The sequence below is a fragment of the Flavobacterium sp. FlaQc-52 genome, from assembly GCF_044007495.1.
Classification (GTDB): domain Bacteria; phylum Bacteroidota; class Bacteroidia; order Flavobacteriales; family Flavobacteriaceae; genus Flavobacterium; species Flavobacterium cupriresistens.
In genome coordinates, this window is sequence record NZ_JBIPCV010000006.1 from 136,814 (window position 1) to 151,097 (window position 14,284).

The 14,284-nt window shown below is 35.1% G+C and carries 12 protein-coding genes; 11 read left to right on the top strand and 1 reads right to left on the bottom strand.

Annotation, left to right across the window (positions count from 1 at the left end):
* Window positions 1-85 precede the first annotated feature (85 nt).
* The 8 genes from topA (at window position 86) to ACHRV5_RS12795 (ending at window position 11,276) form a co-directional block, all read left to right on the top strand.
* Window positions 86-2,602 (top strand): type I DNA topoisomerase, encoded by a 2,517-nt coding sequence (gene topA, locus ACHRV5_RS12760; RefSeq protein ID WP_047778525.1) that lies wholly within the window; start codon window positions 86-88, stop codon window positions 2,600-2,602.
* A gap of 3 nt (window positions 2,603-2,605) precedes the next feature.
* The gene (locus ACHRV5_RS12765) at window positions 2,606-3,757 is read left to right on the top strand and encodes a formimidoylglutamase (RefSeq protein ID WP_230004642.1); all 1,152 of its coding nucleotides are present in this window, start codon (window positions 2,606-2,608) and stop codon (window positions 3,755-3,757) included.
* Between the two features lie 263 nt (window positions 3,758-4,020).
* Window positions 4,021-5,415 carry a gliding motility lipoprotein GldK gene (gene gldK / locus ACHRV5_RS12770; protein ID WP_047778527.1) on the top strand — a complete coding sequence of 465 codons (1,395 nt, stop codon included), beginning with the start codon at window positions 4,021-4,023 and terminating at the stop codon, window positions 5,413-5,415.
* Between the two features lie 60 nt (window positions 5,416-5,475).
* Window positions 5,476-6,123 (top strand): gliding motility protein GldL, encoded by a 648-nt coding sequence (gene gldL / locus ACHRV5_RS12775; protein ID WP_047778528.1) that lies wholly within the window; start codon window positions 5,476-5,478, stop codon window positions 6,121-6,123.
* 52 nt (window positions 6,124-6,175) lie between these two features.
* A complete protein-coding gene (gldM, locus tag ACHRV5_RS12780; RefSeq protein ID WP_047778529.1) occupies window positions 6,176-7,717 on the top strand; it encodes a gliding motility protein GldM in 1,542 nt (513 codons plus the stop codon).
* A 44-nt stretch (window positions 7,718-7,761) separates the two neighbouring features.
* Complete coding sequence (gene gldN / locus ACHRV5_RS12785; RefSeq protein ID WP_230005148.1) at window positions 7,762-8,751, top strand: gliding motility protein GldN; 990 nt, start codon at window positions 7,762-7,764, stop codon at window positions 8,749-8,751.
* A 408-nt stretch (window positions 8,752-9,159) separates the two neighbouring features.
* Window positions 9,160-10,149, top strand: a complete 990-nt coding sequence (gldN, locus tag ACHRV5_RS12790) for a gliding motility protein GldN (protein ID WP_395427071.1) — start codon at window positions 9,160-9,162, stop codon at window positions 10,147-10,149.
* A gap of 77 nt (window positions 10,150-10,226) precedes the next feature.
* Window positions 10,227-11,276 carry an NAD(P)/FAD-dependent oxidoreductase gene (locus tag ACHRV5_RS12795; RefSeq protein WP_395427009.1) on the top strand — a complete coding sequence of 350 codons (1,050 nt, stop codon included), beginning with the start codon at window positions 10,227-10,229 and terminating at the stop codon, window positions 11,274-11,276.
* A 5-nt stretch (window positions 11,277-11,281) separates the two neighbouring features.
* Here ACHRV5_RS12795 and ACHRV5_RS12800 read toward each other — a convergent pair whose 3' ends face one another.
* A complete protein-coding gene (locus tag ACHRV5_RS12800) occupies window positions 11,282-11,677 on the bottom strand; it encodes a DUF983 domain-containing protein (RefSeq protein ID WP_230004644.1) in 396 nt (131 codons plus the stop codon).
* A 345-nt stretch (window positions 11,678-12,022) separates the two neighbouring features.
* Between ACHRV5_RS12800 and ACHRV5_RS12805 the strand changes: the two genes are divergently transcribed.
* The 3 genes from ACHRV5_RS12805 (at window position 12,023) to ACHRV5_RS12815 (ending at window position 14,281) form a co-directional block, all read left to right on the top strand.
* Window positions 12,023-12,598: a TerD family protein gene (locus ACHRV5_RS12805; RefSeq protein ID WP_047778535.1), complete on the top strand. Its 576-nt coding sequence runs from the start codon at window positions 12,023-12,025 to the stop codon at window positions 12,596-12,598.
* A 208-nt stretch (window positions 12,599-12,806) separates the two neighbouring features.
* Entirely contained in the window at window positions 12,807-13,472 is a 666-nt protein-coding gene (locus tag ACHRV5_RS12810; protein ID WP_395427010.1) for an HAD family hydrolase, read from the top strand.
* Between the two features lie 2 nt (window positions 13,473-13,474).
* Window positions 13,475-14,281, top strand: coding sequence for a phosphoribosyltransferase family protein (locus ACHRV5_RS12815; protein ID WP_395427011.1), 807 nt, complete (start codon window positions 13,475-13,477; stop codon window positions 14,279-14,281).
* The last annotated feature ends 3 nt before the right edge of the window (window positions 14,282-14,284 follow it).

Genomic DNA, 14,284 nt, shown 5'->3' on the forward strand with positions numbered 1-14,284 from the left:
ACATATTATTAAAATACTTCAAAAATGAATAAGCAAGGTTAATATTTAAAAAAAATAGATACTTTTGTTGCAGAAAAATAGAGCAATGGCAAAGAATTTAGTAATAGTGGAATCACCTGCAAAGGCGAAAACGATAGAGAAATTTCTAGGAAGTGATTTTCAGGTAGAGTCAAGTTATGGACATATAGCCGACTTACCATCAAAGGAAATAGGGGTAGATGTAGAAAATGGATTTAAACCTAAATATGAAGTTTCTTCTGATAAAAAAGCTTTAGTAAGTAAACTGAAAACACTATCTAAAAATGCCGAAATGGTTTGGTTGGCGAGTGATGAGGACCGCGAAGGGGAAGCTATTTCATGGCATCTTGCGGAAGAACTAAAACTGGATACCAAAAAGACAAAGCGAATTGTTTTTCATGAGATTACCAAAAGTGCAATTCTTAAAGCAATTGACAATCCAAGAGAAATTGATTATAATTTGGTTAATGCTCAACAAGCGCGTCGTGTTTTAGACCGTTTAGTGGGGTATGAATTATCACCGGTTTTATGGAGAAAGATTAAAGGTGGTTTGTCTGCCGGTCGTGTACAGTCCGTTTCTGTTCGTTTGATCGTAGAGAGAGAACGTGAGATTCAGAATTTTAGCGCTGTAGCAAGTTATTCTGTAGTAGCAGAATTTGTTAACGAAGCCGGAAAAACATTCAAAGCAAAACTGCCAAAAAACTTCAATACAAAAAAAGAAGCCGAAGATTTCTTAAAACAAAATGTCGGTTCTATATATAAGGTAGCAGATTTAGAAACTAAACCTACCAAAAAATCTCCAACAGCACCTTTTACAACGTCGACTTTACAACAAGAAGCGGCCAGAAAGTTGTATTTACCGGTTGGTATTACCATGCAATTAGCACAACGTTTATACGAAGCGGGACTTATTACCTATATGAGAACCGATAGTGTGAATCTTTCTAAAGATGCGATGGATGCCGCCGAAGCTGAAATCATCAAATCATACGGAAAAGAATTCTCTAAGCCACGTACTTTTGCCAATAAAAGCAAAGGAGCGCAAGAGGCACACGAGGCGATTCGTCCGACAGATATGTCACGTCACACCGTAAATATTGATCGTGATCAGGCACGTTTGTACGATTTGATCTGGAAAAGAACATTAGCGTCTCAAATGAGTGATGCACAATTAGAAAGAACAAACGTAAAAATTGAAGCCAACAATCACGGCGAAATTTTTACAGCTTCAGGAGAAGTTTTACTTTTTGAAGGTTTCTTAAAAGTATACTTAGAAGGACATGATGATGATGAGGAAGAGCAGGAAGGAATGCTTCCGGCATTAAAAGTAAACGAGAAATTAGCAAACAATTATATTACCGCTACCGAAAGATATTCAAGACCACCGGCACGTTATACAGAGGCTTCGTTGGTTAAGAAATTAGAGGAATTAGGAATAGGGCGTCCGTCTACGTATGCACCAACTATTTCGACGATCATCAACAGAAATTATGTTGAAAAAGGAACTCTTGAAGGTCAGGAACGTAATTATACCCAACTTACTTTACAAAACAGTAAGGTTGGTGAAAAGTTGTTAAAAGAAAATACAGGTTCTGATAAAGGGAAATTAGTTCCTACAGATATCGGAACTATCGTAACAGACTTCCTGGTTAAGAATTTTGGAAACATCCTTGATTATAATTTTACCGCAAAAGTAGAGCAGGATTTTGATGAGATTGCCGAAGGAAATATTGACTGGGCTGTCATGATGAAGGAGTTCTACGATAAATTCCATCCGAATGTAAAAGAAGTGGAAGCGAATGCGGAACGTGAAAGCGGAGAAAGAATTTTAGGAAAAGATGCAGACGGAAGACAGGTTTCTGTTCGTTTAGGAAAATTTGGACCAATGGCTCAAATTGGAGAAGCGGATGATGAAGATAAAAAATTCGCCAGTTTGATGTCGGATCAGAATATTGGAAACATCACTTTAGAAGATGCTCTTAATCTGTTTCTATTACCTAAAAGTTTAGGAGAATATAAAGGAGAAGAAGTAGAGGTAAGTAATGGTCGTTATGGGCCTTATGTACGTCACGGAAGTGTTTTTATCTCTTTGCCAAGAGGAGAAGATCCATTAGGTGTTTCGAAAGACAGAGCACAGGAACTAATTGATGAAAAAGCACTTGCTGATGCACCAATTGCAGTTTACAAAGCAGAACCGGTTCAGAAAGGTGTGGGGCGTTTTGGTCCTTTCATTAAATGGAATGGTCTTTTTATAAACGTAAGTAAAAAATACAACTTTGATAATTTATCACAAACAGATGTTGAAGAACTGATTGAAGATAAATTACAGAAAAATATAGATAAAGTCCTTCACAATTGGGAGGATGAAGGGATTTTAGTTGAAAAAGCACGTTGGGGCCGTTCGGTGATAACAAAAGGTAAGATTAAAATTGAACTAAGCAAAGAGGTTGATGCTACAAAGCTGACATTGGCTGAGGTTCAGGAAATGATCGCCAAAAAAACACCGGCAAAGAAGACACCGGCAAAAAAAGCAACAACAACTAAAAAAGCTCCAGCTAAAAAACCAGCTGCTAAAAAGAAATAAAAAATGGAATTTGATTTTCTAGAACCGGTTAATGACGGAATTTTAAAATTCATTAGTTCATTGTCTTCTCAGGAATTAGGCAGTAAGGTTGTTTTTCATACTCAGGATCAGTTTCCCGATATTAGTAAAGTCACTATTGCGATTATTGGTGTTTTAGAAGATCGACGTAATAGTGGTGTTGTTAATGAGGTAAATCTGACAGCGGTTCGAAAGAAATTTTATGGTATGTTTCCCGGTAATTGGGATGCTTCGATAGCAGATTTAGGAGATATCCTTGCAGGAGATTCTGTAGAGGATACGTACTTCGCACTTAAAAAAGTTACATCAGCTTTAATTAAGAATAAAGTGATTCCGATAGTTTTAGGAGGTTCACAGGATTTGACGTATGCTTTGTATCGTGCTTATGACGATTTGGAGCAAATGGTGAACATGGTTTCGGTAGATAATAAATTTGATTTTGGTAAAGACGATGAAGCGGTTTCTGCGAATTCTTATTTAACAAAAATTATTATTGACGAACCGAATAATCTCTTTAATTATTGTAATATTGGATTTCAGACGTATTACAATTCTCAAGAAGAAATTGATTTAATTGAAAAGCTGTTTTTTGACGCTTACCGTTTAGGTGAGATTTCGAATAAAATCGCTTTGGCTGAACCTGTTTTCAGAGATGCTGATTTAGTTAGTATTGATTTAAATTCGGTAAAGTCATCGGCTTCGGGGAATATGGTTTCTTTTGAACCGAATGGTTTTAATGGAAAAGAGATTTGTGCCTTGGCGAGGTATGCCGGAATTAGCGATAAAGTTTCGTCTTTTGGGGTTTTTAATCACAATAGTACTGTACCGGAAGCGGCAATTATTGGCCAGATCGTTTGGTATTTTATAGAGGGATATCACTACCGATCCAAAGAATACCCATTTGGAAGCAGAGCGAATTATTTAAAGTATATTGTTCCTTTAGAAGAGGAAGAATTGATATTTTATAAAAGTGACAAAACCGATCGTTGGTGGATTGAAATTCCGTACGAATCAAACGGCCACAATAAATTAAAAAGAAATACGTTATTACCCTGTTCTTACGATGAATATTTGCTTGCTTGCAATCAGGAATTACCGGAAAGATGGTGGAAAGCGCAGCGAAAAAACGCTTTGTAGACGGAAATTTTAGCGAAAATCAGGACTTTTTAAAGTTGTGAGAAAAAAGTTAAGAAACATTAGTAGGAAAAGATTTATATAGTATAAAAAATAACGTTTTACGTCGATTTTTTGCGTTAGTTTATCGATAAAATATTTTTTTTTTATTTTATTTAACATTATTTTTGAACGGTGAAATAAATTTCGTGACTAGTATTGTTTTTTAGCTAAATAATAAATACGTTTACGGACTTATAATAATGAATAGATAATCCCAAATTTATATGAAGAAGTTTATTGCATTTGCAACAATATTAACCCTAGTTGTCGGCTGTGGAAAATCAGGTGATAAAGGTGAGTTAGTTGGTGTTACAGGAGGAAAATGGCATCCTGAAAAACCTTATGGAATGACATTGGTTCCAGGTGGGTCTTTTATTATGGGTAAATCAGATGCTGATTTGGCTAATGTAGAGGACGCTCCAACTAAAACAGTGACAGTTCGTTCGTTTTATATGGACGAAACTGAAATTACCAACAGTGAGTACCGTCAATTTGTGGAGTGGGTAAAAGACTCTACAATGAGAGTTCGTTTGGCTATTTTAGCTGACGAAACAGGTCAAAAAGGAGCAGGAGATGGTAAAGGTAAAAAAGCAGGTAGTATTGCTGATTATGCATTTAACGATTCTGATCCTGAAAAAATGACAGCTTACGATAAGTATATGTATGATAATTACTACAGCGTAGGAACGAAAGATGATCCGTATGCAGGTAGAAAATTGAATAAAAAAGTTAAGTTAATTAAAGATACTAAAGCGTATCCGGATGAGTATTACACTGAAGTAATGGACTCTATGTATTTGCCTATCGAAGAGTCTTACAATGGTTTAAGAACAATTGATGTAAATAAATTGAAATTCCGTTATTCTTGGATGGATATTCAGGCTGCAGCAAAAGCTAAAGTAGGTAAAAGAAAAGATTTCGTTAAAACAGAACAAGTAAGTGTTTACCCTGATACTACGGTTTGGATTAAAGATTTCGCTTACTCTTATAATGAGCCAATGCACAATGACTATTTCTGGCACAAAGCTTATGGAGACTATCCTGTAGTTGGTGTTACTTGGAAACAAGCAAAAGCATTCTGTGCTTGGAGAACTTTGAACAAAAACAGTTATATTAAATCTAAGAAAAAAGGACGTGACTTAGTAAATGCTTTCAGATTGCCAACAGAGGCAGAATGGGAGTATGCTGCAAGAGGAGGTCTGGAATCTGCGACATACCCTTGGGGAGGTCCTTATACGAAAAGTGACAGAGGTTGCTTCTTGGCAAACTTCAAACCAAGCAGAGGAGATTACGCAGCTGATGAGGCTTTGTATACTGTTGAAGCTAAATCTTACGACGTAAATGGTTACGGATTGTACAATATGGCAGGAAACGTTTCAGAGTGGACAGATTCAGCTTACAATCCAAATGCATACGAATATGTTTCAACAATGAACCCTAACGTTATTGATGGAAACAATCAAAGAAAAGTAGTTCGCGGTGGATCATGGAAAGATGTTGCTTACTTCCTACAAGTAAGTACTCGTGACCACGAATACGCAGATTCAGCTAGAAGTTATATTGGTTTCCGTACCGTTCAGGATTATATGGGTACTCAGGTAACTGGCAAAAAGAAGTAATTTCATAAATTAAATATCCAAATCAAATCTATTTCAAATTAAAACCTAAAAAAAAGTATTATGGCATTATTAAGTAAAAAAGCAATGAATTTCGCTTATGGTATGGGAGCGGCAGTAGTAATCGTTGGAGCATTATTCAAAATTACTCACTTTGAGATTGGACCATTAACAGGAACATTGATGTTATCAATCGGATTGTTAACTGAGGCGTTAATCTTTGCACTTTCTGCTTTCGAACCTGTTGACGAAGAGTTGGACTGGACTCTTGTTTACCCTGAATTAGCTAATGGACAAGCTAGAAAAAAAGCGGATAAAGTTGAAACTCCTTCTGATGCCCAAGGATTGTTGTCTCAAAAGTTAGACGTTATGTTGAAAGAAGCTAAAATTGACGGTGAATTAATGTCAAGTTTAGGAAACAGTATTAAAAATTTCGAATCAGCTGCTAAAGGAATTGCTCCTACTGTAGATTCTATCGCTTCTACTAAAAAATACAGCGAAGAATTGTCTATGGCTGCTGCACAAATGGAATCATTAAACAGCTTATACAAAGTACAATTAGAAAGCGCTGCAAGAAATGCAGATGCTAATAAAGAAATTGCTGACAATGCCTCTAAATTAAAAGAACAAATGCAATCAATGACTGCAAACATTGCTTCTTTAAACAATGTTTACGGTGGTATGCTTTCTGCAATGAGTAACAAAGGATAATTAGTTTTTAACTACTATATTAAAATTATTAATAAGAACTAATTAGAAAAAAATGGCAGGAGGAAAATTAACCCCTAGACAGAAGATGATTAACCTGATGTACTTGGTTTTCATCGCAATGTTGGCAATGAACGTGTCGAAAGAAGTAATATCAGGTTTTGGTTTATTTAACGAAAAATTCGAAGCTTCTAACACTACAGCAACTACAAATAATACCTCTCTATTAACAGCCTTAGATCAAAAAGCGGCTGAAGCAAAAGGAGAATTTGCTATCGCTGCAGTAACAGCTCACAAAATTGAAGCAGTTTCAAAAGATTTTTACGCTTACATCGGAACTTTAAAAGCACAATCTATCAAAGGATTTGAAGCAGATAAAGAAACTGGTAAATTACCTTACGAGTCTATGGACAGAGGAGATAATATCGACGACTGGTTTACAGGAGACGGTTATACTGCTAAAGGGAATGAGATTATCGCTAGAATTCAAAAATACAAAGCAGACATTAAAGCTGCTTTAGGATCAGATAAAAAATACGCTAACATTATTTCAGAGATCGATCAAAAATTTGATGTATCTGATGTTAAAAACAAAGACGGTATAAAAGAAAAATACTTAGCTTATCATTTTAAAGGTTTCCCTGCAATTGCATCAGCTGCTAAACTTTCAGCTTGGCAAAATGATGTTACTAAATTGGAAACTGATGTTTACAACAGTGCTTTAGGTAAAGCTGCGGTTGCTGCTGCATCTTATAGCAATTATCAAGCAATTGTTGTTTTAGACAAAAATGCTTACTTCCAAGGAGAAAAAGTTACAGGTAAGGTAGTTTTAGGTCGTTATGACGAAAACACTAAACCAACTTCATTCCAAGGTCCTGGACAAATCGTTAACGGACAAGCGGTTATTTCATTAACTGCCGGAGGTGTTGGAGAGCAAGATATTAATGGTCAATTTACTTTCTTGGAAGACGGAAAAAACATTCCTCTTAAATTTGCTGGGAAGTATGTTGTAGTACCAAGACCAAACGCTGCTACTATTTCTGCAGATAAAATGAATGTAGTTTATAGAGGAGTGGTTAACCCAATTTCTGTATCATTCGCTGGTGTTGATGCAAACAAAATTGTTGCAAGTGCTCCTGGATTAGTTTCTGCAGGTAAACCAGGTAAATATAACATGAGCCCGGGACAAGGTACTGAAGCTACAATTTCTGTAACTGGAACATTGCCAAACGGTGATAAAGTAACAGACAAGAAAACATTCAGAATTAAAGGTATTCCTGGACCAACAGGAACAATTAGAGGTGAGATGGGTGTTGTTAAAGGACCTAAATCTAACTTAGAAATTGCTACTATTGGTGCTAAATTACTTGATTTTGATTTTGAAGTTGGTTTAGATGTTGTTGGATTTAATTTAAAAGTTACTGGACAACCTACAGTTGTAGTTAGCGGTAACAGATTAAATGCACAATGCAAACAAATTCTTTCAAGAGCAGGTAAAGGAGATCAAGTTACTATTTCTGAAATTAAAACTAAACTTGTTGGAGCTGGTAGTTATTTATTACCAAGAACTGCTCCGGTAATTTACGAAATACAATAATAAAGTAGGTAAAACTACGTTCAATATCTTATAATGGTATCATGATGAAAGTAAGAATTTTTTTAATAGCTATTGTTTCTATCGCTGGAGGTTTTGCTTCTAATGCGCAATCGAATTTGCTTAATGCAAAAACACCGGATCAGATAGGACTTAAAACTCCTGCGCAGCTTATCTCCGATAATGATAAACCATTAGCTTATGGTTATGTTGATGACAGAGATGTATTGATGGGGAAAACTACTTGGGAAATCATTGATTTAAATGAAAAAATTAACTTTCCATTATACTTTCCGGTAGATACGGCTAATATTGGCCCTGACAGACGTTCTCTTTATGACGCTTTGACTAAAGCTATGAAAAATGGCAAAATAACTGAAGTGTATTCAGATAGCTATTTTAATACTAAAAAATCTCTGAAAGACATCCAAGGATCATTATCACGTATCGATACAACTGATGCAGGTAGAGAGTTAATTAACCAATACCCTGATGACTACAAAACTCACGTTGTGAAGAAAAAAGTAGTTACCGGTACAGGTAAAAAGAAAGTAGTAACTTATGTTGACGAAACTGTAGGTGCTACCAGAACCGTTCCTGCTGAATATATTTTGAAGCAAGATCTTACCTCTGCTGATGTTACACAGTACAAAATAAAAGGATACTGGTATTTCGACAAACGTCAAAGTGAATTGAAATATCGTTTATTGGGTATTTGCCCGGTAACTCCTGACGTTTATACTATGAACAGTGATGAGAAGGATTATATCGAGTTGTTTTGGATTTTCTATCCAAACTCAAGAGAAGCATTGCACGAAGCAAAAGCTTTTAATGACAATAACTCAGCGCTTCCGATTTCATTCGATCAGATTTTAAACTCAAGACGTTTTAACGCTATTTTGTACAAAGAAGAAAACTTGTACGGAGATCGTGAGATCAAAGAATACATGAAAGACAATGCACAGAATCAGTTGTTAGAATCTGAAAGAGTAAAAGAGAAGATTCGTAACTTCGAACAAGATATGTGGAACTACTAAGTTTCTGAAATTAAATTATATGAAAAACTCTTACTGCCTCGGTAGTAAGAGTTTTTTTTTGGTCGTATCTGAGGTGCTTTCAGGTGTAAATACGTGGTTTTCAATAAGGTGTGGAGTATTGTCGTTATTTTTTTGTAATTTTAATAAATGTGTCGAGAATATTCAGGGTTCAAGTCTTGAAGTTGTGAAGCAGTAAAATTGGATGTAATAATTTAGTTTGTTTTGAAAATATAGGCAGCGTTTGTTCTTTCGACGAAGAAGAAATCTCCACAAGTGGCTCTGTAAAAACGAGCTTAGTAAACAAAGATTTTTCCTTTTTTGAAATTGACAGCATTGCGGAAAATGAGGCTTGATGCATATTCAGTGAGTGTACGGAGTTACGTTTAATATCTTATAGTATTTATCATGATGAAGATTAGATTTTTCTTAGTAACAATTGTTTTTATTGCAGGAAGTTTTGCTTCAAACTCACAATCCAATTTGCTTAATGCGAAAACGGCGAATCAAATTGGACTTAAGACTCCCGCTCAGCGTATATCAGATAATGATAAACCTCTGGCTTATGGTTATGTTGACGACAGAGATGTATTATTGGGTAAGACCGTCTGGGAGATCATTGATCTGAATGAAAAAATTAACTTCCCATTATACTTTCCGGTTGATACCGCCAATATTGGCTCGGAGAGACGTTCGTTATATGATGTTTTGACAAAAGCGATGCGGAACGGTAAAATAACCGAAGTTTATGCGGATAGTTATTTCAATACTAAAAAATCGTTGAAAGACATTCAGGGATCATTATCCCGTGTTGATACAACGGACGCAGGAAGAGAGTTAATTAATCAATATCCGGACGATTACAGGACACGTGTTGTAAAGAAAAAAGTGGTGACCGGTACCGGTAAGAAGAAAAGCGTGACGTATGTTGATCAAACCGTTCCGGCTTCGAGAACTGTTCCTGCCGAATATATTTTGAAACAAGACCTTACTGCTGCTGATGTGACACAATATAAAATAAAAGGGTATTGGTATTTTGACAAACGTCAGAGTGAATTGAAATACCGTTTACTGGGTATTTGCCCTGTAACTCCCGATGTGTATACGATGAATAGTGATGAAAAGGACTATATTGAATTGTTTTGGGTTTTCTTTCCCAATGCGCGCGAGGTGTTACATGAAGGGAAGGCTTTTAATGATAAAAATTCGGCACTTCCTATTTCGTTCGATCAGCTTTTAAATTCGCGGCGTTTTAATGCTGTTATCTACAAAGAAGAAAACGTTTATGGGGATCGTGAAATAAAAGATTATATGAAAAACAATGCCGACTATCAATTGTGGGAGGCTGAAAGGGTTAAGGAAAAGATTCGCGACCTCGAACAAGATATGTGGACCTACTAGGCTCGTAAAATTAAATTATAAGAAAAACTCTTAGTACCTTTGTAGTAAGAGTTTTTTTTATTTTACCATTATTGAATATGATTGATTATCTCATTATCGGATCAGGATTAGCCGGAATTTCGTTTGCTGAACGAGCGCTTCAAAACCATAAAACTATTTTAGTAATTGATGATAAATCTCAAATATCATCAAGAGTGGCGGGAGGTTTATACAATCCCGTTATTCTAAAGCGATTTAGTGAAGTCTGGAAAGCACAGGAACAATTAGATTTGATGGATGAATTCTACAGTCAGGTGGAAGCTAAATTGGAAACTAAATTTAATTTTAGGCTTCCTATTCTCAGAAAATTCTTTTCTATTGAAGAGCAGAACAATTGGTTTTCAGCCTCTGATAAGCCACTGTTGGCTAATTTCCTTTCTACAAAGTTGATTTTTAAGAAATATACAGGAATCGATTCGCCTTTTGATTATGGTGAAGTATTACACACAGGTTATGTCGATACAGGACTTTTGTTGGATAAATATCAGGCGTATTTGATTCAGAATAAGTTGTTGCAACGGGAATCATTTGACTATTCTAAATTAATTGTTGGAGAAGATTTTGTAACCTACAAAGGGATTGAAGCCCGAAATGTAATCTTCGCAGAAGGTTTTGGTCTGCACGCCAATCCATTTTTTCAGGATTTACCGCTTGATGGCACAAAAGGGGAGTTGTTTATTATAAAAGCACCTGATCTTGATTTGGATGTTATTGTGAATACCAGCGTCTTTATTTTGCCTCTGGGAGATGATTTATACAAAGTGGGTGCTACTTACAATTGGCAGGACAAAACCGCTACTCCAACAGCAGAAGGAAGAGCGGAGTTAACAGAGCGTATTCAAGAGATCATCAATTGTGATTTCGAGATTGTATCGCATTTTGGTGGAGTAAGGCCAACGGTAAAAGATCGAAGACCTATTATTGGTACACATAACCTACATCAACGATTACACCTCTTAAATGGACTGGGAACACGTGGTGTAATGCTCGGACCGGCGATGGCAAAAGATTTGTTTGCTTATATTGAAGACAAAACGCCTTTGGATCCGGTGATTGATATTTACCGTTTTTATAAGAAAAGAAAATAAGTAGTTTATTGTTTTTTTGCTTTTGGATCTGCTTTTGCATCGTAAGAGACAAACATATTGATGTAGATGTTTCTTGAAAGGCGCAAAACAAAAGGGAATAACACTACTAAAGTAACAATAATAGCCAGAAAAGATTGCTCAATAGTACTCTCAAAAAACACGAATGAAACAATAAAAGCGGCAATTCCCACTGCAACATTTAATCCGTAGCTCACATACATTGCACCGTAGAAAAAGGAAGGTTCAATTTGATATTTTAATCCGCAATGGCTGCAGTTCTCATTCATTTTGAGAACTTTAGTCAAATGAAGCGGATTTTGGTCTGCATACATGCTTTCATTTTGACATTTTGGACAACTTCCTGTTAAAATACTATTTATTTTAGATCCTTTTTTGAACATTTATATGGGGCGTATTTATGAAATAGTGTGGACTTGATTTAAAATTTCAATAATTCGTACTGAACGATCGTCTTTTTTTGATTGCTTCGAATTCAATGTAAATATAGTGATAAAGTTTGTCTTTTTTATGGAATTGGGAATCTCGTTTGTTTGTATTTTGAGTCATTTTCGCTAGTGCTTTGGGGCTGAATAGGTTTGCCGGAGAATATTCAGAATAGTGTTGTTTTCTATGATTTTTGTTGATTTTGTTGATAAATATTTCTCTTTTTACGTACTCCCACATTTTTCATGAGGGGCTTTTTTGTATCATTGTATAGTTTAAGAAATTCTAATTAAAATATCGTAATGGCTATAAATTTACAAAAAGGGCAAAAAATTGATATTGGCTTGTTTAAGATTACAATTGGGTTAGGATGGGATCCAAATGAAGGAACGGGACATGATTTTGACTTAGATGCTTCAGCGATTATGATTAATGCTAACCGCAAGCTTTTAGGAGAAAATTATTTTGTCTTTTACAATAATCTGAACTCTCCCGATGGAGCATTAGAGCACACAGGAGACGATCCGACAGGAGGAAATAGTGATGGTGATGATGACGAAGCAATAAAGGTTGACCTCAGTAAATTAGATGCCGCTGTTGAAGAAATTCTTTTTGTAGTGACTATTGAAGATTTTGAACGCAGAAAACAAAATTTCGGACAGGTGCGAAATTCTTATATCAGAATTGTGGATGATGCCAACGGTCAGGAAATTGCCAAGTACGAATTAGACGAGGATTTTTCTATAGAAACCGGAGTAGAATTTGGCAGGTTGTACAAACGAAACGGCAACTGGAGATTTGAAGCTTCCGGTATCGGGTATAGAGCCGATTTAAGTTTCTTTCTGGAGAAATATTATTCTGGAGAAATTATTAAATAAAACCTGGGATTTCAAATAGAGCAAGAATCTATTAGAGTATGGGTCAATGTCATTAAGTTAAGGATTCTCAAAAAAGGCTCACGCAGATTTTAGCAGAACAAAAAAATCCGCAAAATCTGCGTGAAAGAACCTCTTAACTTAATGACAGTAAGGGTATGGTTTGAGTAAACGATATCGTTTAGAATATGCATTTTTAAATTAAAGACTTTTGGAAATAAATTATGAAAATTACAGTCACCTTTCTTTTGATTTGTGGCTGACTTTAATAAAATCAAATCCGGAATTTAAGCAAAGAAGGAACTTGTTATTCAAGGATTTTTTTGAAATTAACCATGGAATTGAAAAAGTAAATGAAGTAGTTCGGTATTATGATGTTTTATGCAATACAATTAACGAAAAAACAGGATTAAATTTAGATACATACGAGATTTATTATTTAATTTTAAGCGCTTTAGACGTACATATGGATCAAAACGGAACAGATCGACTGTCTCAGTTTTATGATCATACAGAAGAATTGTTTCTGGAGTTTAAACCGGTGTTAATTTATCCGGAGATACAAAAAATGTTTAAAGACGTTACCGATCAGGGTAAAACGATTAACATTTTGAGCAATACCGCTTTTATTAAAGGTCGAACTTTAAGAAAGGTACTGCAACATTACGAGTTGTCGGAGTATTTTAAATTTGAGATTTACTCGGATGAAGTTGGGTTTTCAAAACCAAACCAGGAGATTTTTCAATTGGTATTGGATGAAATTGAGACTTATAAAAAAATAGAAAAAAAAGATGTTTTGCATATTGGAGATAATCCTATTGCAGATTACAATGGAGCATTAGAGTTTGGTTTTAATGCGCATTTATTAAAAAATTAAAAGTGAATAAAAGTTACAGCTTACACAAAATAACAGAAAAAGAAAACTGCCCCTTTGAGGAGGCAGCCTATAGCAGGTTTAAATTTGGAGATAAATTCTATGCAGAGCAATTTGCAAAAGAATTGTTTGAAGGATTTGCTGTTCAATTTAAAGACCTAATCTTGTCTAATACAGAGATTGTCATTTTACCAAGTCCTTATTTGTCCATTCCGACAGCATCAAACTTTTTATGCTACTATTTTAAAAAAGAACTCAATGGGTTTTTGTTTAAAAATGGTAAAAAGGCCTGTATTGAGTCTAAAATTTACAGAAATCAAACCTATGTTACGGATTATGGGAATTTGGATTTTGAGGAGAGAGTTAAATTAATCTCAAACGATACCTACTACATCGATCGTAATTTTATCGAAGGCAAACTTTGCATTTTTGTTGATGACATCAAGATAACCGGTAGCCATGAGCATACCGTAATAAAAATTCTGGATCAATATGATGTAAAAGGAGATTTTGTTTTTGTTTATTTTGCAGAATTAGTAAACAAAGGAATTCATCCAAAAATCGAAAATCACTACAATTATTTTGCGGTTCACAATGTAGAAGATATTGTTTCTATTATTAACAGTGAGCATTTTCAGTACAATACCAGAATTGTGAAATTTATTTTGAGTCTGGACGCAGAGCAGTTTGCTTTTTTGGCAGCCAATATTCCGACGGCAAAAAGCAACGAATTATTTCATCTGGCAATTAGTAATAACTATCATCAAATTTTAGAATATAAAAGCAATATTAACGTAATAAAAATAGATTAAATT